Raw genomic sequence first — 20,237 nt, 5'->3', positions numbered from 1 at the left:
AATTGTGCAAATAAAACAGAAAGTATTCCGCGACAGATCCGAGCGTCTGTCGCGGTCTTTTGTTCCGGTGTTTTCTTCGTGCATTATGCCCAAAAAAACCATGAAAAATTATACAAGCTAAATCAAAACATATTTCTAAATCAGAAAATTATATTTGACATTTTTATATATAATGACAGTAACTAGGATTAGGAACTAGTTAAATTAACATGAAAAGGAGGGAACTATCATGGGAATGATAGGTAAACAGACAAAGCGCGGGATATCCCTTTTGCTGTGTCTGACATTGCTTGTATCCATGCTGGCTCTGGCTGTTTCCGTATCGGCGGCAGAAACCGGCAACATTGTGGCTACAGGCGCTGAAACCTATTATCTGTGGGGTGAGAACAGCAATTCTCCGAATTTCAGCGGCACCACTCCGACAGGTACATTTACTTATGATAGCTCGAAAGGCTACTATTACTATGACCTTAGCGGGTCAAGCGGCGATTACTGCTTTGTTGTTTCGAAGATCTCGGACTCCGCAAACTCGGCAGTCAAGACGCCCGCAGTGCAAACGATCGCCAGCGCAGGTTCTTACTACCTGTCCGCGGGTAACTACCACGGCTTCAACTGTATCCATCTGTGGAATCCGAGCGGCGATACCATCCGCATCAGCTTCACTTCCGAAACAGCGGGTCTCACCGCGGTAAAAGCGGGCAGTGATAATCCCACTCAGGCGCCCACTACGGCTCCCGGACCCACCACACCCTCGCCCACTCAGGGCGGCGGTACCAATCCGACCACTGCTCCTCAGCCTACACAGTCGGGCGGCAGTGACGGAAAGACCTATGTCTACTGTGAAAATGAAGCCGGCTGGGGTACCGTGTACGCTTATATGTGGATCAATGGTACTCAGACCAACAATGCCGCATGGCCGGGCAAGCCGATGACTAACATCGGCGGTAACGAATGGCGTTATGAGGTGACCAACAGTAAGTGGGATATGATCATCTTCAGCAACAACGGCGCTGATCAGACCTCGAACCTGACCTTCCCGGGCAACAACTACATGTGGAATAACAAGACCAAAACCTGGAGTATCCGGGACACCTCTCCGCTGCAGATATCGTCCTTTGCGACCGATCTTGCCTCTCCCCAGTACAACGGTACGGGCATCACCCTTTCGGCGGAAGCGGAGGGTGAGGGAACGGTCTACTACAAGTTCTCTGCCACCAAGGACGGCAGCACGACTGTCCTGTCCGATTTCAGCACCGCTAATAAGGTGCTCTGGACGCCGCAGAATGCGGGTACCTATACCCTGACCTATGACTTTAAGGATGCGAAGGGCAACCTCAATCAGCGTACCAAGAACTATGTCATCGAGGACGGCAGCTCTGTTGTTGCTCCCTATATCAAGACCGTTACCCCGAACGGCGGCGACATCCAGAACAATTCGAATGTTCAGATCAATGTAGCGGCAGGCGGCGGCAACACCGGCACCAACCTGCTCTTCTATAAGTACACCATCAAGAATCCGTCCGGCGATATCGCGAATGTTCCGTACTACACACGCAACACGAGCTACACCTTCAAGCCGACGGCTCTCGGACTGCACACCCTGACGCTCAACGTACAGGGCTCCGATAACAAGACCATCGAGCGCTCGTATCTCTTCAACAGCGTAGGCTCTGTCACACCGACAACACCGCCCGAGACACAGCCTCCGGTCCAGCCGACGCAGGCATCTCCGGATCCGACCGAAGCGCCGCCCGCACCGACTCAGCCTCCCACAGATGCGCCCTCACCTGTTGCCGTGTATGGTGATGCTGACGGCGACGGAGATGTCACCATTCTCGACGCTACCTTCATCCAGCGCTATGCGGCGGGTATTAGTCTGCCGACACCGCTCAACGAGCTGAACGCGGACGTCGACGACGATGGCAGCGTTACGATCCTCGACGCGACTCTGATCCAGCGTTTCAATGCGGGAATCATCAACAAATTCCCCGTACAATCTTAAAAGGAGGTAACAGATAATGAAGATTTTTTCACGTGTTCTGGCACTGCTGATGTGCCTTGCGCTGATCGTCTCTGCTGCTGTTATCTCTGCACAGGCGGCAGATGAGGAGATCGCCGATGTTGCGGCGGATTCCGATATCGCGGATACCGGCGCCGACAGCATCATTATCCATGTGGACAGCTCCGACAAGGTTCCCTACATCTACTACTGGAACGCACTCCCGACCAACAAGGAATGCGCTTATCCGGGCGTTAAGATGTCCAGAGATACGATGCCGGTCGGCGGCACATGGTACACCTACACTTTCGCAGACACATCTAAAATCAATTTCCTGCTGACCGACGGCACATCCGACCTGTCCGGTCAGATCAGCAAGGAGCTCACCCGTACGACCGGTGAGTGGTGGTACAGAAACGGACGTTTCAGCAAGAAGAATCCGTACGAGGCGGATGATTACACTGCTGTCGATATGCGTCAGGATTCCATCTATTTCGTCATCACCACCCGTTTCTATGACGGCGATACCGGCAACAACGTTCACTGTTGGGATGACGCCAGGGCGAACAACCCCGATTCCGACCCCGCATGGCGCGGCGACTTCAAGGGTCTTGCCGATAAGCTCGACTACATCAAGGCGCTCGGCTTCTCCGCGGTATGGATCACACCGGTCGTTGAGAACGCGTCCGGCTATGACTACCACGGCTATCATGCGCTGAACTTCTCCAAGGTCGACGCGCGTTATGAGAGCGACGATTTCACCTATGAGGATCTGATCGCCGCCGCTCATGAAAAGGATATGAAGATCGTACAGGACGTTGTCTGGAACCACACCGGCAACTTCGGCGAGTCCAACATTGAGCCCCTGTTCACCAAGGATGACAGCGACCGCACTAAGCTCGGCGATATGCAGGCTACCTTGATCCCGACCAAGAGACTGCTGGATTACTGCGGTCTGACCAAGGAGGAGGATTACTGGAAGCTCCAGCCCGGTACTCAGTATGACAAGCGCTTGCAGCTGATGAAGCAGACTCAGGGCTTTACCGATATGGTATCGTATGATAAAACCTGTGATCCCAACAACTATTATCACAACGGTTACTTTGGCGACAACTACAACTGGGATGATTATACCTGTAAATTCCACCAGATCGCCGGCGACTGCGTTGACCTGAATACCGAGAATAAGGCTGTTGCCGACTACACCGTTGATGCTTACAGCCAGTATCTCGATATGGGCGTTGACGCGTTCCGTGTCGATACGGTCCGCCATATCTCCAGACTTTCGCTTAACAAGTGGTATAACGATCGCATCAACGCTGCGGCAAAAGCATCAGGCAACAACAACTTCTATATGTTCGGCGAGATCTGCTGCCGTGTAAACGAGATCTGGAACCGTAACACATTCACCGAATCTGTTCCGTATTACACCTGGGATGATACTGCTGCGGATCTTGCTAAGCTCTCGGATAATACCGATCCCGATTCGGTAAAGACCAATCTCCAGAATTCTATCGCTTACAATCAGGCTAACATTGACGTCGGCAAATGCCCGACTTCTACCAACGCGTTCCTTAACGGTATCAACTATCACACTCCCGACTATTCCAAGAGCTCGGGTATGGGCCCCATAGACTTCTGTATGCACTGGAACTTTGACACCGCGGGCGCTGCTTTCGGCGTCGGTCAGGCAGAGGATCAGTACATTAACGATTCTACATGGAACGTTGTATATGTTCAGTCCCATGACTACGGTTGTGACGGCGACCATTTCAATAAGACTGCTTGCGGTACTCAGTCGTGGGCTGAAAAGCTCAACCTGATGTTCACCTTCCGCGGTATTCCCTGCCTGTATTACGGCGATGAAGTAGAGTTCCAGAAGGGCGTGCGTATTGACGAGGGTACCAACATCACTCTCGCTAACTCCGGCCGCGCGTACTTCGGCGACCACATCGAGGGTACCGTCAACACCACCGACTTCTCGCAGTACAGCAACGCGACCGGTACGATGGGGACTACCCTGAACAGCACGCTTCCGAAGCATATCCAGAAGCTCAACGCGATCCGTCGCGCTGTTCCTGCTCTGCAGATGGGTCAGTACACCACTAACAGCAACTATGTCAGCGGCGGCATGTCCTTTGTCAGACGCTATCAGGGTTCGTACACCGATCATAAGGGCACCAAAACTGTTGACTCTCTCGCCTGCGTGTCAATCTCCGGTGGCGCTACCTTCAAGAACATCCCCAACGGCACCTATGTTGACGCTGTTACCGGCGCTAAGAAGACCGTTACCAACGGTACGCTGAGCGTAGAATCTACCGGTCAGGGCAACATGCGCGTATATGTTCTGGAGAACAGCAGTTCTACCGTTCACGGCGCGATCGGACCCTCCGGCCAGACTTACCTCAAGTAATGGTTCATTGAGTTTTGTAAGGCTCACAAAGCCTTGATTATCTCAACAAAACAAACCTATCGGCTCCCCTTCTCGTAAGGGGAGCTTTTGTTACTGCTGAAAACCGAAGACTGAATAGTGAAAATGAATCCATATAGAATCTTCTTGTGATTGAATATAAAAAGCAGTGCGCGACTTGTCATTTATATACTGTATGCAATTAAAACAAGCGGCGCGCAACTTGTCATATTAATCCCGTGTGCAATTAATCAAAAATAAGACGCGCAACTTTTCATAACAATCCCATGTATAATAATTCAAAAAAAAGCGGTGCGCCGCCTTTACTTTGGGAGGCGGTTGTGATATAATACTACAGAATAGGGAAAAATTGCCTTGTTATGCGGCGGAGATGACCGCGCGAACGACGTTGAATGCTCCCCGTATTAACAATGATTGAAAGGAATATGAGAAGATGCAAGTTAACATTTATCGCTCCGTGACCTGCGGAGATTTGAGAGAAGAGCATATCGGTCAGGAGGTACGCATTGCGGGTTGGGTCGAGAATATCCGCGACCACGGCGGTGTTATGTTCCTCGATATCCGTGACGAGTACGGCGTGACTCAGGTCGTCGTGCATGACGACAACATGCTCAAGGACGTCAACCGCGAGTGCACCGTGACCGTTTCCGGTAAGGTCGTCAAGCGTGACGAGGATACCATCAATAAGAAGATCGCGACCGGTATGGTCGAGGTCGTCGCCGAGACCCTCACCGTTCTCGGTAAGTGCAAGAATAATCTGCCGTTCGAGGTCGTATCCTCGACCGCGACCAATGAGGATACCCGTCTGAGATATCGTTTCCTCGATCTGCGCAACCCGAAGGTGCATCACAACATTCTCCTGCGTTCTCAGGTGATCTCCTTCCTGCGCCAGAAGATGAGCGAGATAGGCTTTATGGAGATCGCGACCCCGATCCTCGGCGTTTCCTCTCCCGAGGGCGCGCGTGACTATCTGATCCCCTCGCGTAAGCATAAGGGCAAGTTCTATGCCTTGCCGCAGGCGCCGCAGATCTTCAAGCAGCTTTTGATGGTCTCGGGCTTTGACCGCTATTTCCAGATCGCGCCCTGCTTCCGTGACGAGGACGCGCGTGCCGATCGTTCTCCCGGTGAGTTCTATCAGCTCGACTTTGAGATGGCGTTCGCGACTCAGGAGGACGTCTTTGCGGTAGCGGAGGAGGTCCTTTATGAAACCTTCAAGAAATATTCTGATAAAGAAATAAGCAAGCCGCCCTTCCGCCGCATTTCGTTCGCGGAAAGTATGCTGAAATACGGTACCGACAAGCCCGATCTGCGCAACCCGCTCGAGATCGTCGAGATCTCCGATATGTTTGAGGAGACCGACTTCAAGCCGTTCCTCAAAAAGTGCGTCCGCTCCATCAACGTGCCCGGCGCGGCGTCCTGTTCCAAGAGCTGGTTCAAGAAGATGGAGGAGTTCGCGCTCTCCATCGGCATGAAGGGTCTGGGCTATGTCAAGGTGACCGAGGATATGCAGTTCGACGGTCCGATCGACAAGTTCTTAAAGCCCGGTGACAGAGAAGAGCTGATCGAGCGCAACGGCTCCAAGGCGGGCGACGTGATCTACTTCATCGCCGATACCGCCGCCGAAGCGCCCAAGCTCGCGGGTCAGATCCGTACCGAGGTCGCTACCCGACTCGACCTGATCGATAAGAGCCGCTTTGACTTCTGCTTCATCGTCGATTTCCCGATGTTCGAGCAGGATGAGGAGAGCGGACAGATCATCTTTACCCACAACCCGTTCAGTATGCCGCAGGGCGGTATGCAGGCGCTGCTCGAAAAGGATCCCTGCGATATCCTCGCCTACCAGTACGATATCGTCTGCAACGGCGTAGAGCTTTCCTCCGGCGCGGTGCGTAACCACGATATCGAGATCATGAAGAAGGCGTTCTCCATCGCGGGCTACACCGAGGATGATCTCAAAGAGAAGTTCAAATCGCTGTACACCGCGTTCCAGTACGGTGCTCCGCCTCACGCGGGTATGGCGCCCGGCGTGGATCGTATGCTGATGCTGCTGACCGAGGAAGAGAACATCCGCGAGGTCATCGCCTTCCCGATGAACTCTAACGCGCAGGACGTCCTGCTCGGCTCACCCGGCGAGGTCAGCGAGATGCAGCTGCGTGAGGTTCATATCAAGTTGAGATGATTATTGGGTTAACGGTTAGCGGATAACGGTTAACGGTGAAGGGAAATCCTTTGGATTTTGGATTCCTATAAATGAATATGAAATGATACGGTATTCTTTTGTGTTCTATCTATAGGAAACGGGTGCGGGCAGCGCCCGCCGTTCACCATTCACCGTTCACCATTCACCGTTCACTGTGACTGAAAGGAACATATTATGATTACACGAGAAGATATCGAAAATATCGCGCTGCTGAGTAAGCTGTTTGTCGACGAAAAGGACATCGACGGCTTGACCGAGGAAATGCAGAAGATCGTTGCCTTTGCCGACACGATCAACAGCGTTGAGGTGAAGAGCGGCGAGTTTGATAATATCAACAACCTGCAAAACGCTTTCCGCGCGGACGAGGTCAAAGAATCCTTACCCGTCGAGGAGATCCTGAAAAACGCCCCCGAACAGGCGGAGGATCACTTCCTCGTCAGAAAGAGAGCGTGACATGGGACAGATCAAACGCATCCATGAGATGCTCCAAAATAAAGAGATCACCTGCGTTGAGCTGACACAACAGTACCTCGACGCGATTGAAAATTCCAATAGAGAATTAAACGCCTATATCACCGTCACCCCCGAGGTGGCGCTGGCACAGGCGAAAAAGGTGGATGAAAAGATCGCCGCCGGAGAAGAGATCGGTATGCTCGAGGGTATTCCGATGACCTTGAAGGACAATATCTCCACCAAGGGGATCGACACCACCTGCGCGTCCAAGATCCTGACCGGCTATAAGCCGATCTATGACGCGACCGTGTATGAGCTGCTCCAAAAAGAGGGCGTGGTCATGCTCGGCAAGACCAATATGGACGAGTTCGCGATGGGCTCCTCCTGTGAGACCTCCTACTACGGCGGCGCGAAGAATCCGCACAGCCTCGACCATGTGTCGGGCGGTTCTTCGGGCGGCGTGGCGTCTGCTGTCGGCGGCAATCTCGCCGTATACGGACTCGGCTCCGACACCGGCGGATCGATCCGTCAGCCCGCGTCCTTCTGCGGTATCGTCGGCTTGAAGCCCACCTACGGCGCGGTATCGCGTTTCGGTCTGATCGCGTATGCCTCCTCCTTTGACCAGATCGGCCCGATCACCCACGATGTTGAGGACGCGGCGATCGTTTTTGACGCAATCGCGAAATATGATGAAAGAGATTCCACCTCTCAGGGCAGTGAGCCGACGCTCCCGACGCTGAAGGATGATATCAAGGGCAAGAAGATCGGTATCGCCAACCAGTACCTCGACGGCGTTCGCGAGGACGTCAAGCAGGCTGTCTTCGACGCGGCAAAGGCGTATGAGGAGATGGGTGCCGAGATCGTTTATTTCGATTTCCCCGAGCTGAAATTCGCCCTGCCGTGCTACTATATCCTCGCTATGGCGGAGGCTTCCTCCAACCTCGGACGCTACGACGGCATCCGTTACGGCTACAAGGCGGAGCATTATAACGGCACGCATGATATGATCTGCCGCACCCGATCGGAGGGCTTCGGCAAAGAAGTGCAGCGCCGTATCCTGATGGGCACCTATGTGCTGTCCGCGGGCTACTATGACGCTTACTATAAAAAGGCGGTCAATCTGCGCGGCGCGATCGTCGAGGCGTTCGACAGGGCGTTTGAGCTCTGTGACGTTATCCTTGCGCCGACCGCTCCCGTGACCGCGTTCAAGAACGGTTATCTTTTCAGTGAAGAGACCGACCAGCTCGAGGCGTATCTCTCGGATATCTGCACCGTACCGGTCAACGCGGCGGGACTGCCGGGCGTATCGATCCCCTGCGGCGTAGACGATGAGGGTCTGCCCATCGGCATGCAGCTCATCGGCAAGAAGTTTGATGAAAAAACCATCCTCAACCTCGCCTATCGGTATGAGCAGAAAGAGGACAAATTTATCGAAACAAAGTGGGGTGTCAAGCTGTGAAATATGAATTAGTAGCGGGCTTTGAGACCCACGTAGAATTGCAGACGAACACCAAGATCTTCTGCTCCTGCACCACCAAGTTCGGCGGCGACCCCAACACCCATTGCTGTCCCGTGTGTATCGGTCTGCCCGGTACATTGCCCAAGCTCAATGAGCGCGTGGTGGAACACGCGATCATGGCGGGTCTCGCCACCAACTGCGAGATCGCCGAGATCGCAAAGATGGACAGAAAGAACTATTGCTATCCCGACCTGCCCAAGGCGTATCAGATCAGCCAGTATGACAAGCCGCTGTGCGAGCACGGTTATATCCAACTCTCCAACGGAAGAAAGATCAGAATCCTGCGTATCCACATCGAGGAGGACGCGGGAAAGCTGATCCACAACCACGGCGACACCTATGTCGACTACAACCGCGGCGGCGTACCGCTGATCGAGATCGTCACCGAGCCCGATTTCCGCAGTATCGACGAAGCGAAGGAGTATGTTGAAAAGCTCCAGCAGACCATGCGCTATATCGGAATCTCCGACTGCCGTATGCAGGAGGGCTCCATGCGCTGTGACGTCAATATCTCCGTCCGTCCCGAGGGTAGCGAGAAGCTCGGCACCCGTACCGAGATCAAGAACATGAACTCCATCACCAATATCGCGAAGGCGATGGAATACGAATATGAGCGTCAGGTCGATCTGATCGAGAGCGGCGGCGAGGTCGTGCAGGAGACCCTGCGCTATGACGACGCGACCGGTACCACCTCCTCCATGAGATCGAAAGAGGACGCGCATGACTATCGCTATTTCCGCGAGCCTGATCTGGTCACGATCAACGTACCGCGTGAGAGAGTGAAAGAGATCGAGGCACGCCTCCCGGAGTTGCCTGAGAAGAAATTCGCGCGCTATACCGAGGAGTACGATATCCCCGAAAAGGACGCGGCTCAGCTGACCAAGTACCGCAGTATCTCCGAGTATTTCGATAAAGCGAGCGAGGGGCTCAAATCTCCCAAGACCGCGTCGAACTTCATCATCGGACAGATCTTCCGCAGACTGGAGACCGAGGCGGACAAAGAGGCGCTGGACATCAAGACTTCCGCGGAACAGCTCGGAGAGCTGTGCAAGCTGCTCGAGAGCGGTAAGCTCAAGAACAATCTTGCGAAAAAGGCGCTGGATCAGATGCTCGACAGCGGTAAGCCCGTGACTGAATTCGTCAGCGAATCCGATATGGCGGGTCTGGATGACGCGACCCTGACCGAATACTGCAACAACGCGATCAACGCGATGAAGAACGCGGTCGAGGATTATAAGAGCGGTAAGGAAAAGGCGCTGATGGCGGTTCTCGGCAATGTTATGAAGCAGAGCCGCGGTCGTGCCGACGCTCCGTCCGTCATCAAAAAACTGAAGGAATTGATCGGATAAAACGACTTTGATCCGCATTATATGAGATAATATTGTCGGCGGGATGAGACACGTGTGTCTGTTCCCGCCGCAACTTTATACTTAATACTAATATTCATCTGAGTGAGGTGTTAAGAAATGTTTTCATCGACTGAGATATTTATGGTGATCGGGCTGCTGCCTGCCGCACTGCTGCTGTTCTATATCTACAAGATGGATCGTATCGAAAAGGAGCCGAAGGGTCTGCTTGTCGGACTGTTTTTCCTCGGCGTCGGAGCAACGATCCCGACGATCGTCGTTGAAGTGCTGCTGTCGATTCTGAATAACGGCATCTTCTTCGGTTCTTTTACGAATGAATATGAGTATCTTTTTGTCGACGGCAAGGTGTACCTCTATGAATTTGTCAACAACTTTTTCGGTATCGCGCTTGTAGAAGAGGGCTTCAAGTGGCTCTTTATGTTCCTGCTCACCCGAAAAAGCAAGAGCTTCAACTGCCTTTTTGACGGTGTGGTTTACGCGGCGTTCGTCTCACTGGGCTTTGCCGCGGCAGAGAATGTCATGTATGTATTTACGGGCGGATTGGTCACCGGTGTGCTGCGTATGATCACCGCCGTACCCGCGCACTGTGCCTTCTCAGTCGTGATGGGCTATTTCTACGGCAAGTGGTTCATCAATCGCAATGCGGGCGCCTTGGAAAAGAACCTGTATCAAAACGGAGTGATCATGACGACGCCGAAGGGCTTCGGCGAAGGAAAATTCCTGCTGCTCAGTCTGGTTGTTCCGATGGCAATTCACGGCTTCTATGATTTCTGCTGCACCTTTACGTCGTATTCGTGGGTGTACTGGGTACTGCTGTTTTTGCTGCTTATCTTTTTGTATATCGTTTGCTTCCGCAATGTTTACGCGCTGTCAAAGAAAGACGCGTACATTACCTATCTCTGCATGGAGAAGGTACTTGAAAGATATCCCGACACGGCAGGCTATCTGTGCAGGATGCCCGAGCACATCGTGTTCTTTACGCCTCAGGTCATCCAGACGTCGATCATGAACCGTGAGCCTCACGGCGTCAAGATCACGGCAAACAATATGTATTACGCGCATCCGATGCCTGTCACAAGGCCAAAGCCCGCGCCTCAGCCGGTTTATCCGCAGCCTCAGCCGATACAGTACGGTCAGCCGATGAACGTACCTCAGGCACAGCCGATGCAGTATGGTCAGCCGATGAACAGACCTCAGGCTCAGCCGATGCAGTACAGTCAGCCGATACAGTACAGTCAGCCGATGAACAGACCTCAGGCACAGCCGATGCAGTACGGTCAGCCGATGAACAGACCTCAGGCACAGCCGATACAGTACAGTCAGCCGATGAACGGATCTCAGGCACAGCCGATGCAGTATGGTCAGCCGATGAATGCACCTCAGGCACAGCCGATGCAGTATGGTCAGCCGATGAACGCACCTCAGGCACAGCCGATGCAATATTCGCAGCCGGTGAATCAGCCCCAGGCACAGTCTGCGCCGTATGCGCAGCCTTTGCAGACCACGCAGCCTGATTACAGCAACGGCGGTCGTCCCGTGGTGGATGAAGAGCCGTATACGACCCAGCTCGATAACCTCGAGCCTGTCGGCGGTTATCGCCGCCTCGGAGGAACTCCGACGATCCAGTTCCCCGATCAGAGTCAGAATCCGTATTATACACAGCAATAAACGAAAAAGCCTTCCCCTTGGGGAGAGATGCCGAACAACGAGATGCGGATGAGGGGCTTACGCTTCTTGTCAATGTCAGATTCAAAGAGAATCAAATGATATTGCATGGTCGCGGTTTTACGTTTTTGTCACACCGAGTCAGTGATAAAGCAGAAACGTTGTCCCCTCATCCGACCTTTTCAGCTCTGATAGAGCTGAAAAGCCCACCTTCCCCCCGAGGGGAAGGCTTGGGAAATACAGCATAATTGAAAAGGACTGTTGCAATCAAATGCAACAGTCCTTTCTTCATTCAGTGATTCTTTTTTTGACGTTCGCGTAGGTCTTGTCGAAAAACTTCTTCGCGTTGACAATGCAGCGGGAGTGTCTGCCCTTGCCGATCAGCTTTTCGTTATCGTAGACCTCCACCTCGAACTCGATCTTTCTGCCGTCAACGGCGACCAGCGTGCTTCTGCACAGGATGGGAGCGCCGACGGGGGAGGAGGCGATATGTTCGATATCGACCTTTGTGCCGACCGTGGTCATCTCCAGATCCAGCGCGCTTTCCACCGATTGGGCGCAACAGCCCTCGCACAGCGCGATCATCGCCGGTGTGGCGAATACGCGCAGGGAGCCGCTGCCCATCATCAGTGCGGTGTTCTCGTTGGTGACGGCAACGGATTTTTCCCCTTTTATGCCAATCGTTAATTCAGCCATGTTTTACTCCTTTTGCAGTGCCGGCTCAAAGCCTCCCTTAGGAAAGGGAGCCTTTAGTTGGACTAACGGCACGAGTGCCTTATTCGTACTCGACGACGTTGACCCAGCGCTCGAGGAATTCCTGCTCCTCTTCCTTGCCCTTGACGCTCTGTGTGCAGGCGACGATGGGCATCCAGCGCTGTACATACTGCTTGGCGGTATCGGTCTTTTGACAGAAGAGGTCAAGATACTTTTCCGCGACCTCGTCCATGCCCTTGAGGCAGAACAGCATATAGGTACGCGCGGCGTCAGCGGCGGCGTTGCCCTGTGTGACATGCGACCAGTCGAGGATATAATAGCTCTCGCCCGGCGTGATGATGATGTTGGACGGGGTGAAATCGCCGTGACAGATCTTCTTGTGGTTCTTCATGCTGTCGAGGCGGGTGTGCAGCTCATAGCGGGTGGTCGCGTCAAAGCGGCTGGCGCTGATCTTGCGGTTGAATTTATCCTTGATCTTGTTGAGCAGGGGTGCTTCTTTGCTGAAGATCTCTTTCTGGATGTTGACGAAGAGATCAAGGTACTCATCGAGGTTGTCGGGATTCTCCTCCATCAGCTGAGCGAGCGTCTTGCCGGGGATATACTCGGTGCGGATCGCCCACTTGCCGTCGATCTTGCTGACCTCGAGGAGCTTCGGGACATTCAGCCCCGTCTCTTCGATGCGCGCCTGATTCAGCGCTTCATTGAGGATATCCGCCTTGCTGTAATCGCTATCGAATACCTTGAGGACGGTATCGCCGTCTTTATAGATGACCTTTTTGGATCGTTGTGCTAAAATCTCATATTTGGTTTCGCTCATGGTGTGCCTCCATATCGTGATAGTCATTGTGTGGGTGCGGCTTGACGCCGCCCCATAGCGATCTCAACCGCTTATACGTCTTTGTGCTCGCCGTAGTAGGCGTTGAGATACATCTGCTTGATCTCGCTGATCAGCGGATAGCGCGGATTCGCGCCGGTGCACTGATCGTCAAACGCCTGCTCGCTCATCTCGTCGAGGGTGGTGAGGAAGGCTTCTTCATCCTTGACATAATCGCGGATGGTCGGCATGATACCGATCTCGGTCTTGAGAGCGGTGATCCTGTCGAGCAGACCTTGCAGCTTTTCGCTGTCGTCGTTGCCGGTAACGCCCAGCGCCTCCGCGATCTGAGCATATCTGCGCAGGGTGTGCGGATGATCGTACTGGGAGAAGGTGCCCATCTTGGTGGGAGCTTCTTTGGCGTTGAACATCAGCACCTCATTCATCATCAGCGCATTCGCGACGCCGTGAGGAATGTGGTGATAGGCGCCGAGTTTGTGCGCCATGGAGTGCATCACGCCGAGGAAGGCGTTGGCAAATGCCATACCCGCCATGGTAGCGGCGTTCGCCATCTTTTCACGCGCCTCTTTGTTCGGCACGCCGGTGACAGCGCTTTCATATGCCTTGGGCAGATATTCAAAGAGAACCTTGAGCGCTCCGATCGCCAGGCTGTCGGTGTAGTCGGTCGCCATGATGGAGGCGTATGCTTCCAGCGCGTGGGATACCGCGTCGATACCGGATGCGGAGGTCAGACCCTTGGGCGCGTCCATCATCATGTCCGCGTCAACGATCGCCATATCGGGCAGCAGCTCATAGTCCGCGAGCGGATACTTGATGCCGCTGTTCTCGTCGGTGATGACCGCAAACGGCGTGACCTCACTGCCTGTACCAGCGGAGGTGGGGATAGCGATGAAATACGCCTTGTCGCCCATATGCGGGAAGGTGTAGACGCGCTTGCGGATGTCCATGAAGCGCATCGCCATGTCTTCAAAATCGACCTCGGGATGCTCATACAGTACCCACATGATCTTAGCCGCGTCCATCGGAGAACCGCCGCCGACGGCGATGATGACGTCGGGCTTGAAGCTCTCCATCATCTTGGCGCCCATCTTGGCGCAGCCGAGGGTGGGATCGGGCGCGACGTCGCTGAAGGTGGTGTGCATGATGCCCATCTCGTCGAGCTTCTTCTCTACAGCGGCGGTGTAGCCGTTGGCATACAGGAAGCCGTCGGTGACGATGAACGCTTTCTTCTTATTCATAACGCTGCCCAGCTCGTCGAGCGCGACGCTCAGACAGCCCTGTTTCATATAAACCTTTTCGGGTGCTCTGAACCAAAGCATGTTGTTCCTCCTCTTGGCTACGGTTTTGATGTTCAGCAGATGCTTGACGCCGACGTTCTCATAGATCGAGTTGCCGCCCCATGAGCCGCAGCCCAGAGTCAGCGAGGGCGCCAGACGGAAGTTGTAGATATCGCCGATGCCGCCTTGTGAGGAGGGGGTGTTGACCACGATACGGCAGGTCTTCATGCGCTCCATGAACTCGTCAAGCACATCCTTGCGGGTCAGCTCGTTGATGTAGATGGAGGCGGTGTGACCGTAGCCGCCGTCCGCGATCAGCTGTTCGGCATTGTCAAATGCCTCTTCGATGGTGTCGAATTTATACATTGCCAGTACGGGGGAGAGCTTTTCATGCGCGAACTCTTCGCTCAGCTCCACGCTTTGCACCTCGCCGATGAGGATCTTGCTGCTCTCGGGGACATCCACACCGCTGAGCTTGGCGATCTTGTAGGCGCTCTGACCGACGATCTTCGCGTTCAGAGAGCCGTTGATGATGATGGTCTTGCGTACCTTGTCGAGCTCATCGGGCTTGAGGAAATAACAGCCGCGATATAAGAACTCCTTCTTGACCTGTTCGTAGATCGAGGACGGTACATGTACGCTCTGCTCGGAGGCGCAGATCATACCGTTGTCAAAGGTCTTGGAGTGGATGACGGAGTTGACCGCGAGGACGATATCCGCGCTCTCGTCGATGATGGCGGGGGTGTTGCCCGCGCCGACGCCCAGTGCGGGCTTGCCGGAGGAATACGCCGCTTTGACCATGCCGGGACCGCCTGTAGCGAGGATGATGTCAGCCTCTTTCATCAGGGTGTTGGTCATATCCAGCGAGGGAACGTCGATCCACGCGATGATGTCCTCGGGCGCGCCTGCCTTGACAGCCGCGTCTAAGATGATCTTTGCCGCGTCGATGGTGCTCTTCTTCGCGCGCGGGTGAGGGGAGATGATGATGCCGTTGCGGGTCTTTAAAGAGATCAGGCACTTAAAGATCGCGGTCGAGGTCGGGTTGGTGGTGGGGATGACCGCCGCGACAACGCCGATGGGCTCCGCCACGCGAACGATGCCTGCCGCCGCGTCCTCTTCCACAACGCCGCAGGTGATCGTGTCCTTGTAGGCGTTGTAGATGTACTCAGAGGCATAGTTGTTCTTGATGACCTTGTCCTCGACGACGCCCATGCCGGTCTCGGCGACCGCGTCCTTCGCAAGACTCAGACGCGCCTTGTTTGCCGCGGTAGCCGCAGCCTTGAAGATCGCGTCGACCTGCTCCTGAGAATAGGTGCTGAATCTCTCCTGCGCCTTGCGCACATCGTTGATTTTTCGCTCCAGCGCTTCTACGCTGTCTACGAGATACTTTTCCTTATCCATTGTTATTCCTCCTATACAGGAAATTAAGGCAACACCGCCCAATTCGCGGCGCACGCCTTGCTTTTATTATTATCTCATCAGAGTGTCCGAAAACCGGCATCCATATGTCAGTTTGCATACCGATCATTCAGAAACTCTGACGAAAAATCTTACTGCGCAATCCGCACGCCTGAACGATGCGGTGTTGCCTTAAGCTTTCGCACAACATAAGTATAGCATATGCGGGGGTGGGATTCAATTTGCATTTGCACCAAAGAAAAGCAAGGATTTTTGAGGGTTATAGACATATTGTTATTTTTTTAACAAAGTCGAGGCGATTTGAGGACAAAAAAAGACCGATCATCATGACCGGCCTTTCCTGTTGATTGATTATGTTGTCGCTGATTCATTCACGCCTGACGGCAGAGTACGCAACTCAAATGAATCATTGTCTTCTGTTGCTTGATCGTTAACGGCTCGCCGCGATGACGCCTGCTGTGATCAGAATGATGTACAGAACAACGAATACGATACAAAGGATCAGGCTGATCCAGAATACCTTACGAACCTTATTCGCGCTGAGGTTAGCTTGCTCTACGTCGCCGGCGTTGATCGCTTTGTTCATGGTGACAAAAGCACCGATCGAGAAGAAACCGCAGATCGTGAAGAAGATCCATGTGAAAACAAACATAGCGATGTGTTTACCTCTGTTTGGCATTTCTTGCATAGTTTTACTCTCCTTTTTTTTAAATAGTTTTGTATTGTGTATTTTAACAGATCCATTATCAAAGAGAGTTGCGCCGATAACGGGTTCTGTCAGTCGGTTTTATTCTGTCAAATGCAGATGAATCTGACATGATTGGTCGATCCGTTCTTTGATCAGCCGCGGATGTTGTAATCACCCGCGAGAAGATTCATAGCGGTCAACAGCTTGTGAGTATAGATGAACGGTCCGCAGATGATGAACGCGCCCAAAACGCCCCACAGCCAGAAGGTGCCTGCGCCGAAGCTGTACCTGATGCCTCTGCGTTTTAGCTCCGCGCTGATACGGCTGCTGGTATTGTGATACCAAATGATGGGCAGGATACCAAAGGTCAGCCATGAGAACAGGAAGAATACCAAACAATAATGCATCGTGCTTTTTCCGTCATATCGGGAAGCAATGGTGTTGATATAGGTCGAAACCCTGCTCATGACGATGATGGGGTATATGCCGAAGGTGACGATCCCCAGGAAAAAGAACTTGACCAGACTGAAGTCGGTCGCAAGCGGAACCGCGGGACGACCGCCCTGTTGCTGATACTGCTGCGGCGTATACGATTGCTGTGCGTACTGCTGCTGCGGGTATTGCTGCTGCGGGTATTGCTGCTGCGGGTATTGCTGCGGCTGCTGATACTGCGGCTGCCGGTATTGCTGTGGATATTGCTGCTGTGGATATTGCGGCTGCCGGTACTGCTGCGGATACTGCTGCTGCGGATACTGCTGCTGCGGATACTGCTGCTGGTATTGCTGTTGCGGGTATCGCTGTTGCGGCTGCTGATATTGCGGCTGCTGTTGACCGTATCGGTTCTGATCATAATTGCTTTGATCCATTATTGTTGTTTCCTTTCGAATATAAAGTATTTGCTAATTCGAATCAATTGTTAATCATTATTTATTGCGGCATACTGTTGGGCACAAGGCAGAGCGATCGGGTGGTAGAGGCATACTTGTTTTGCTCCATATTAGAAAAGTACTTTCACTTTACTGTTCATTGCTGATATGAAATGCATCTTCAAAAGATTATTGGAATCCGTGAAGAGTTATTTGTTATCAAGGAGCTAACACATCTCGCTCAAAGACCATCGTGGTGAGCTGTGTCTTTTCATCTTTAGTCGGCGCAGTCATCATCGTATGAAGTCGCCAACCTTCTTGTGCGTATTTGTTCAGCAGTCCTTCAACGCTGTCGATGCTTCTTGTGCCGCGACCGAATACCTTTTCATTGAATCTCCTTTGCTCGATGGCGTATTCTTTTCTGGTCAACAAAGGCAGATTGGCTCCGCAGTTGACACAAAACCGTTCGTTGCCGTTGGTGACAGCGCCGCATTGTGAACATGCTCTCATCAATGATTACCCAAAGTATCTCTTCAGCAGACCCTTGAAGCCCGCTCCGTGTCTTGCCTCGTCCTTCGCCATCTCATGAACGGTGTCATGGATCGCGTCAAGATCGGCAGCCTTCGCGCGCTTAGCGAGGTCAAGCTTACCGGCGCAAGCGCCTGTCTCAGCCTCGACACGCAGCTCAAGGTTCTTCTTGGTGCTGTCGGTCAGCACTTCGCCGAGCAGCTCCGCAAACTTCGCAGCATGCTCCGCCTCTTCAAACGCGTACTTGGTGAAAGCGGCACTTACCTCGGGATAACCCTCTCTGTCAGCGACTCTCGCCATCGCCAGATACATACCGACCTCGCTGCATTCGCCTTCAAAGTTGGAGCGCAGATCAGCCTTGATGTCCTCGGCAACGTCCTTTGCGATACCGACTACATGCTCGCAGGCAAAGCCGGCGTTGTCGTCAAGCTTGTTGAATTTTTCGCCGGGTACTTTACAGACCGGGCACTTCTCGGGGGGAGTATCTCCCTCGTGAACATAGCCGCATACAGGGCAAACCCATTTTGTCATAATCATTTCCTCCTTTAGTGATTTAATTGATTAAAATGGTTGTAAAAATGATAACATATTATGACAAGAATAAATTTCTAAATTGGAATAATCCGCAGTTTTCATCCATATTATTTTTGTGGGAATGATCCCCCGTGGTTCCTCCTTTGGGGGAGATAGATTTTTGAAGGAGTTGATGCGATGCCATCCGTATTTTTGAGCCCGTCATTACAGGAATGGAACCCGTATGTCAACGGCGGGAGTGAGGAGTATTATATGAATCTGGTCGCCGACGCGATCGAACCGTATCTGCGCGCGTCGGGGATATCCTTCTCGCGCAATTCGCCGAGCCAAACGCTCGGTCAGGCGATCGCGCAGAGCAACGCCGGGAACTATGATCTGCATCTGGCGATCCATTCCAATGCCGCCGGTTCGCAGAACAGCGGTACCGTCCGCGGGACGGACGTCTATTATTATCCGACAAGCGCAAAAGGAAAACGCGCCGCCGAGATCATTGCCGGGAATTACCGCGATATCTATCCTCTGCCCGACAGGGTCAAGACGGTCGCGTCCGCGACGCTCGCGGAGCTTCGGCGTACCAAGGCGCCCGCCGTGCTGATCGAGACCGCCTATCATGATAACCTCGCCGACGCGGAGTGGATCCAGGAGAATATCGGCGCGATCGGCAGGAATCTGGCGCAGAGTATCGCGCAGTTTTTAGGCGTGCCGTTTGTGGATCTTTAGGATGATTTTTTTGTTGCAGTGAAAACAGCCGTGTGTTATAATACAAGGTAACACACGGCTTTGCTGTATCATTTGACGGAGGAAAAATCATGGAAGAAAAAATGATGAAGAGAATCGAAAAAACAATGGACAGACTGCGCGCCAATCAGATGGCGGCATACTATGTCGAGACCAAGGAAGAAGTCGTTCCGCTGCTCAAGACCCTGATGAACGAGGGTGAGACCGTCACCCACGGCGGCTCTGTCACGCTCGGCGAATGCGGCGTGATCGATATGCTCAACAGCGGCGACTACAATTATCTCGACCGTTCCAAGGCACAGTCGCCCGAGGAGGTCGAGGAGATCTATCGCAAGGCGTATTTTGCCGATACCTATCTTGCCAGCGCTAACGCTGTTACCGAAGGCGGTCTGCTGTACAATGTCGACGGCAACTCCAACCGTGTATCCGCGATCCTCTACGGTCCCAAGCAGGTCGTCTTTATCTGCGGCTGCAACAAACTCGTCAAGGATCTGGATGAGGCGGTCATGCGCCTCAAGAGCGTAGCCGCGCCGCAGAATACCAAGCGTCTGAATTGCGATACCTATTGCGCTAAAGAGGGCGAGTGCCTGGCGATGGGCAACGACGCTTCTTATATGTGCGACGGCTGTATGAGCCCCGCTCGCATCTGCTGTAACTATGTGATCTCCGCGCGTCAGCGCCACAAGGACAGATTGAAGGTCATCTTCGTCGGCGAGGAATTAGGCTACTGATTTAATTTTGTAGGGTACGGCATTTATGACGTACCGTTACCTTTCCGACAGATCCCTAATATAAACCTTATATGTAAGGCATGGGTTAAACCATGCCCCTCTCACTCACTGACAATTGCTCTCGTTCTTGTTCTCGGAACGATTCTCTTTGCAGTCGGTGGTGTTTTCGGACTTTTTATCGGTTGCGTAGCTCATGTTATTTGCGGTGTTCTGCGTGTTGTTCTGAGCGCTGTTCTTCGCGTTCTTCTTGGACTTGCTCATGTTGACACCTCC

At 53.1% G+C, this 20,237-nt stretch carries 17 protein-coding genes; 9 read left to right on the top strand and 8 right to left on the bottom strand.

Going from position 1 to position 20,237, the window contains the following annotated elements; all coding sequences use genetic code 11:
- The first annotated feature begins 229 nt into the window (after window positions 1-229).
- The 7 genes from JKK62_RS05720 (at window position 230) to JKK62_RS05690 (ending at window position 11,637) form a co-directional block, all read left to right on the top strand.
- On the top strand, window positions 230-2,002 hold the full coding sequence (locus JKK62_RS05720) for a starch-binding protein (RefSeq protein ID WP_186832852.1): 1,773 nt from the start codon (window positions 230-232) through the stop codon (window positions 2,000-2,002).
- Window positions 2,003-2,018: 16 nt separating this feature from the next.
- Window positions 2,019-4,412 (top strand): alpha-amylase family glycosyl hydrolase, encoded by a 2,394-nt coding sequence (locus tag JKK62_RS05715; protein WP_186832853.1) that lies wholly within the window; start codon window positions 2,019-2,021, stop codon window positions 4,410-4,412.
- 451 nt (window positions 4,413-4,863) lie between these two features.
- Window positions 4,864-6,609 carry an aspartate--tRNA ligase gene (aspS, locus tag JKK62_RS05710; RefSeq protein WP_186832854.1) on the top strand — a complete coding sequence of 582 codons (1,746 nt, stop codon included), beginning with the start codon at window positions 4,864-4,866 and terminating at the stop codon, window positions 6,607-6,609.
- A 195-nt stretch (window positions 6,610-6,804) separates the two neighbouring features.
- A complete protein-coding gene (gene gatC, locus JKK62_RS05705) occupies window positions 6,805-7,083 on the top strand; it encodes an Asp-tRNA(Asn)/Glu-tRNA(Gln) amidotransferase subunit GatC (protein WP_186832855.1) in 279 nt (92 codons plus the stop codon).
- Window position 7,084: 1 nt separating this feature from the next.
- On the top strand, window positions 7,085-8,542 hold the full coding sequence (gatA, locus tag JKK62_RS05700; protein WP_186832856.1) for an Asp-tRNA(Asn)/Glu-tRNA(Gln) amidotransferase subunit GatA: 1,458 nt from the start codon (window positions 7,085-7,087) through the stop codon (window positions 8,540-8,542).
- The gene (gene gatB / locus JKK62_RS05695) at window positions 8,539-9,951 is read left to right on the top strand and encodes an Asp-tRNA(Asn)/Glu-tRNA(Gln) amidotransferase subunit GatB (protein ID WP_186832857.1); all 1,413 of its coding nucleotides are present in this window, start codon (window positions 8,539-8,541) and stop codon (window positions 9,949-9,951) included. The genes gatA and gatB overlap by 4 nt, the downstream gene beginning before the upstream one ends.
- A 117-nt stretch (window positions 9,952-10,068) precedes the next feature.
- Window positions 10,069-11,637, top strand: coding sequence for a PrsW family glutamic-type intramembrane protease (locus JKK62_RS05690; protein WP_186832858.1), 1,569 nt, complete (start codon window positions 10,069-10,071; stop codon window positions 11,635-11,637).
- A gap of 285 nt (window positions 11,638-11,922) precedes the next feature.
- Here JKK62_RS05690 and JKK62_RS05685 read toward each other — a convergent pair whose 3' ends face one another.
- The 7 genes from JKK62_RS05685 to JKK62_RS05655 form a co-directional block, all read right to left on the bottom strand.
- Window positions 11,923-12,330, bottom strand: coding sequence for a thioesterase family protein (locus tag JKK62_RS05685; RefSeq protein WP_186832859.1), 408 nt, complete (start codon window positions 12,328-12,330; stop codon window positions 11,923-11,925).
- A gap of 79 nt (window positions 12,331-12,409) precedes the next feature.
- A complete protein-coding gene (locus JKK62_RS05680; protein ID WP_186832860.1) occupies window positions 12,410-13,165 on the bottom strand; it encodes a phosphotransferase in 756 nt (251 codons plus the stop codon).
- Between the two features lie 71 nt (window positions 13,166-13,236).
- Entirely contained in the window at window positions 13,237-15,861 is a 2,625-nt protein-coding gene (gene adhE / locus JKK62_RS05675; RefSeq protein WP_186832861.1) for a bifunctional acetaldehyde-CoA/alcohol dehydrogenase, read from the bottom strand.
- 448 nt (window positions 15,862-16,309) lie between these two features.
- Window positions 16,310-16,567, bottom strand: coding sequence for a CD225/dispanin family protein (locus tag JKK62_RS05670; RefSeq protein WP_186832862.1), 258 nt, complete (start codon window positions 16,565-16,567; stop codon window positions 16,310-16,312).
- Window positions 16,568-16,719: 152 nt separating this feature from the next.
- A complete protein-coding gene (locus JKK62_RS05665) occupies window positions 16,720-17,433 on the bottom strand; it encodes a DUF4234 domain-containing protein (RefSeq protein ID WP_186832863.1) in 714 nt (237 codons plus the stop codon).
- A gap of 219 nt (window positions 17,434-17,652) precedes the next feature.
- Window positions 17,653-17,943, bottom strand: coding sequence for a DUF4177 domain-containing protein (locus JKK62_RS05660; RefSeq protein ID WP_186832864.1), 291 nt, complete (start codon window positions 17,941-17,943; stop codon window positions 17,653-17,655).
- A 6-nt stretch (window positions 17,944-17,949) separates the two neighbouring features.
- Complete coding sequence (locus JKK62_RS05655; protein WP_186832865.1) at window positions 17,950-18,492, bottom strand: NADH peroxidase; 543 nt, start codon at window positions 18,490-18,492, stop codon at window positions 17,950-17,952.
- A 180-nt stretch (window positions 18,493-18,672) separates the two neighbouring features.
- Here JKK62_RS05655 and JKK62_RS05650 point away from each other — a divergent pair, with 180 nt between their 5' ends.
- Window positions 18,673-19,215 carry an N-acetylmuramoyl-L-alanine amidase family protein gene (locus JKK62_RS05650; protein ID WP_186832866.1) on the top strand — a complete coding sequence of 181 codons (543 nt, stop codon included), beginning with the start codon at window positions 18,673-18,675 and terminating at the stop codon, window positions 19,213-19,215.
- A gap of 89 nt (window positions 19,216-19,304) precedes the next feature.
- On the top strand, window positions 19,305-19,964 hold the full coding sequence (locus JKK62_RS05645) for a lactate utilization protein (RefSeq protein WP_186832867.1): 660 nt from the start codon (window positions 19,305-19,307) through the stop codon (window positions 19,962-19,964).
- A 105-nt stretch (window positions 19,965-20,069) separates the two neighbouring features.
- On the opposite strand, the gene JKK62_RS05640 is transcribed toward JKK62_RS05645, so the two are convergent.
- Window positions 20,070-20,225: a hypothetical protein gene (locus JKK62_RS05640; protein WP_186832868.1), complete on the bottom strand. Its 156-nt coding sequence runs from the start codon at window positions 20,223-20,225 to the stop codon at window positions 20,070-20,072.
- Window positions 20,226-20,237: the final 12 nt, after the last annotated feature.

The organism is Ruminococcus difficilis (assembly GCF_016680995.1).
This window is presented reverse-complemented; position numbering and strand designations above follow the sequence as displayed.

Excerpts from the sequence above, each read along its gene's own strand:
- JKK62_RS05650 (WP_186832866.1), top strand. The coding sequence starts at position 18,673 with ATGCCATCCGTATTTTTGAGCCCGTCATTACAGGAATGGAACCCGTAT.
- gatC (WP_186832855.1), top strand. The coding sequence starts at position 6,805 with ATGATTACACGAGAAGATATCGAAAATATCGCGCTGCTGAGTAAGCTG.
- JKK62_RS05655 (WP_186832865.1), bottom strand. The coding sequence starts at position 18,492 with ATGACAAAATGGGTTTGCCCTGTATGCGGCTATGTTCACGAGGGAGAT.
- JKK62_RS05690 (WP_186832858.1), top strand. The coding sequence starts at position 10,069 with ATGTTTTCATCGACTGAGATATTTATGGTGATCGGGCTGCTGCCTGCC.
- JKK62_RS05670 (WP_186832862.1), bottom strand. The coding sequence starts at position 16,567 with ATGCAAGAAATGCCAAACAGAGGTAAACACATCGCTATGTTTGTTTTC.
- JKK62_RS05680 (WP_186832860.1), bottom strand. The coding sequence starts at position 13,165 with ATGAGCGAAACCAAATATGAGATTTTAGCACAACGATCCAAAAAGGTC.
- aspS (WP_186832854.1), top strand. The coding sequence starts at position 4,864 with ATGCAAGTTAACATTTATCGCTCCGTGACCTGCGGAGATTTGAGAGAA.
- JKK62_RS05715 (WP_186832853.1), top strand. The coding sequence starts at position 2,019 with ATGAAGATTTTTTCACGTGTTCTGGCACTGCTGATGTGCCTTGCGCTG.
- gatA (WP_186832856.1), top strand. The coding sequence starts at position 7,085 with ATGGGACAGATCAAACGCATCCATGAGATGCTCCAAAATAAAGAGATC.
- JKK62_RS05640 (WP_186832868.1), bottom strand. The coding sequence starts at position 20,225 with ATGAGCAAGTCCAAGAAGAACGCGAAGAACAGCGCTCAGAACAACACG.
- JKK62_RS05665 (WP_186832863.1), bottom strand. The coding sequence starts at position 17,433 with ATGGATCAAAGCAATTATGATCAGAACCGATACGGTCAACAGCAGCCG.
- adhE (WP_186832861.1), bottom strand. The coding sequence starts at position 15,861 with ATGGATAAGGAAAAGTATCTCGTAGACAGCGTAGAAGCGCTGGAGCGA.
- JKK62_RS05660 (WP_186832864.1), bottom strand. The coding sequence starts at position 17,943 with ATGAGAGCATGTTCACAATGCGGCGCTGTCACCAACGGCAACGAACGG.
- JKK62_RS05645 (WP_186832867.1), top strand. The coding sequence starts at position 19,305 with ATGGAAGAAAAAATGATGAAGAGAATCGAAAAAACAATGGACAGACTG.
- JKK62_RS05685 (WP_186832859.1), bottom strand. The coding sequence starts at position 12,330 with ATGGCTGAATTAACGATTGGCATAAAAGGGGAAAAATCCGTTGCCGTC.
- JKK62_RS05720 (WP_186832852.1), top strand. The coding sequence starts at position 230 with ATGGGAATGATAGGTAAACAGACAAAGCGCGGGATATCCCTTTTGCTG.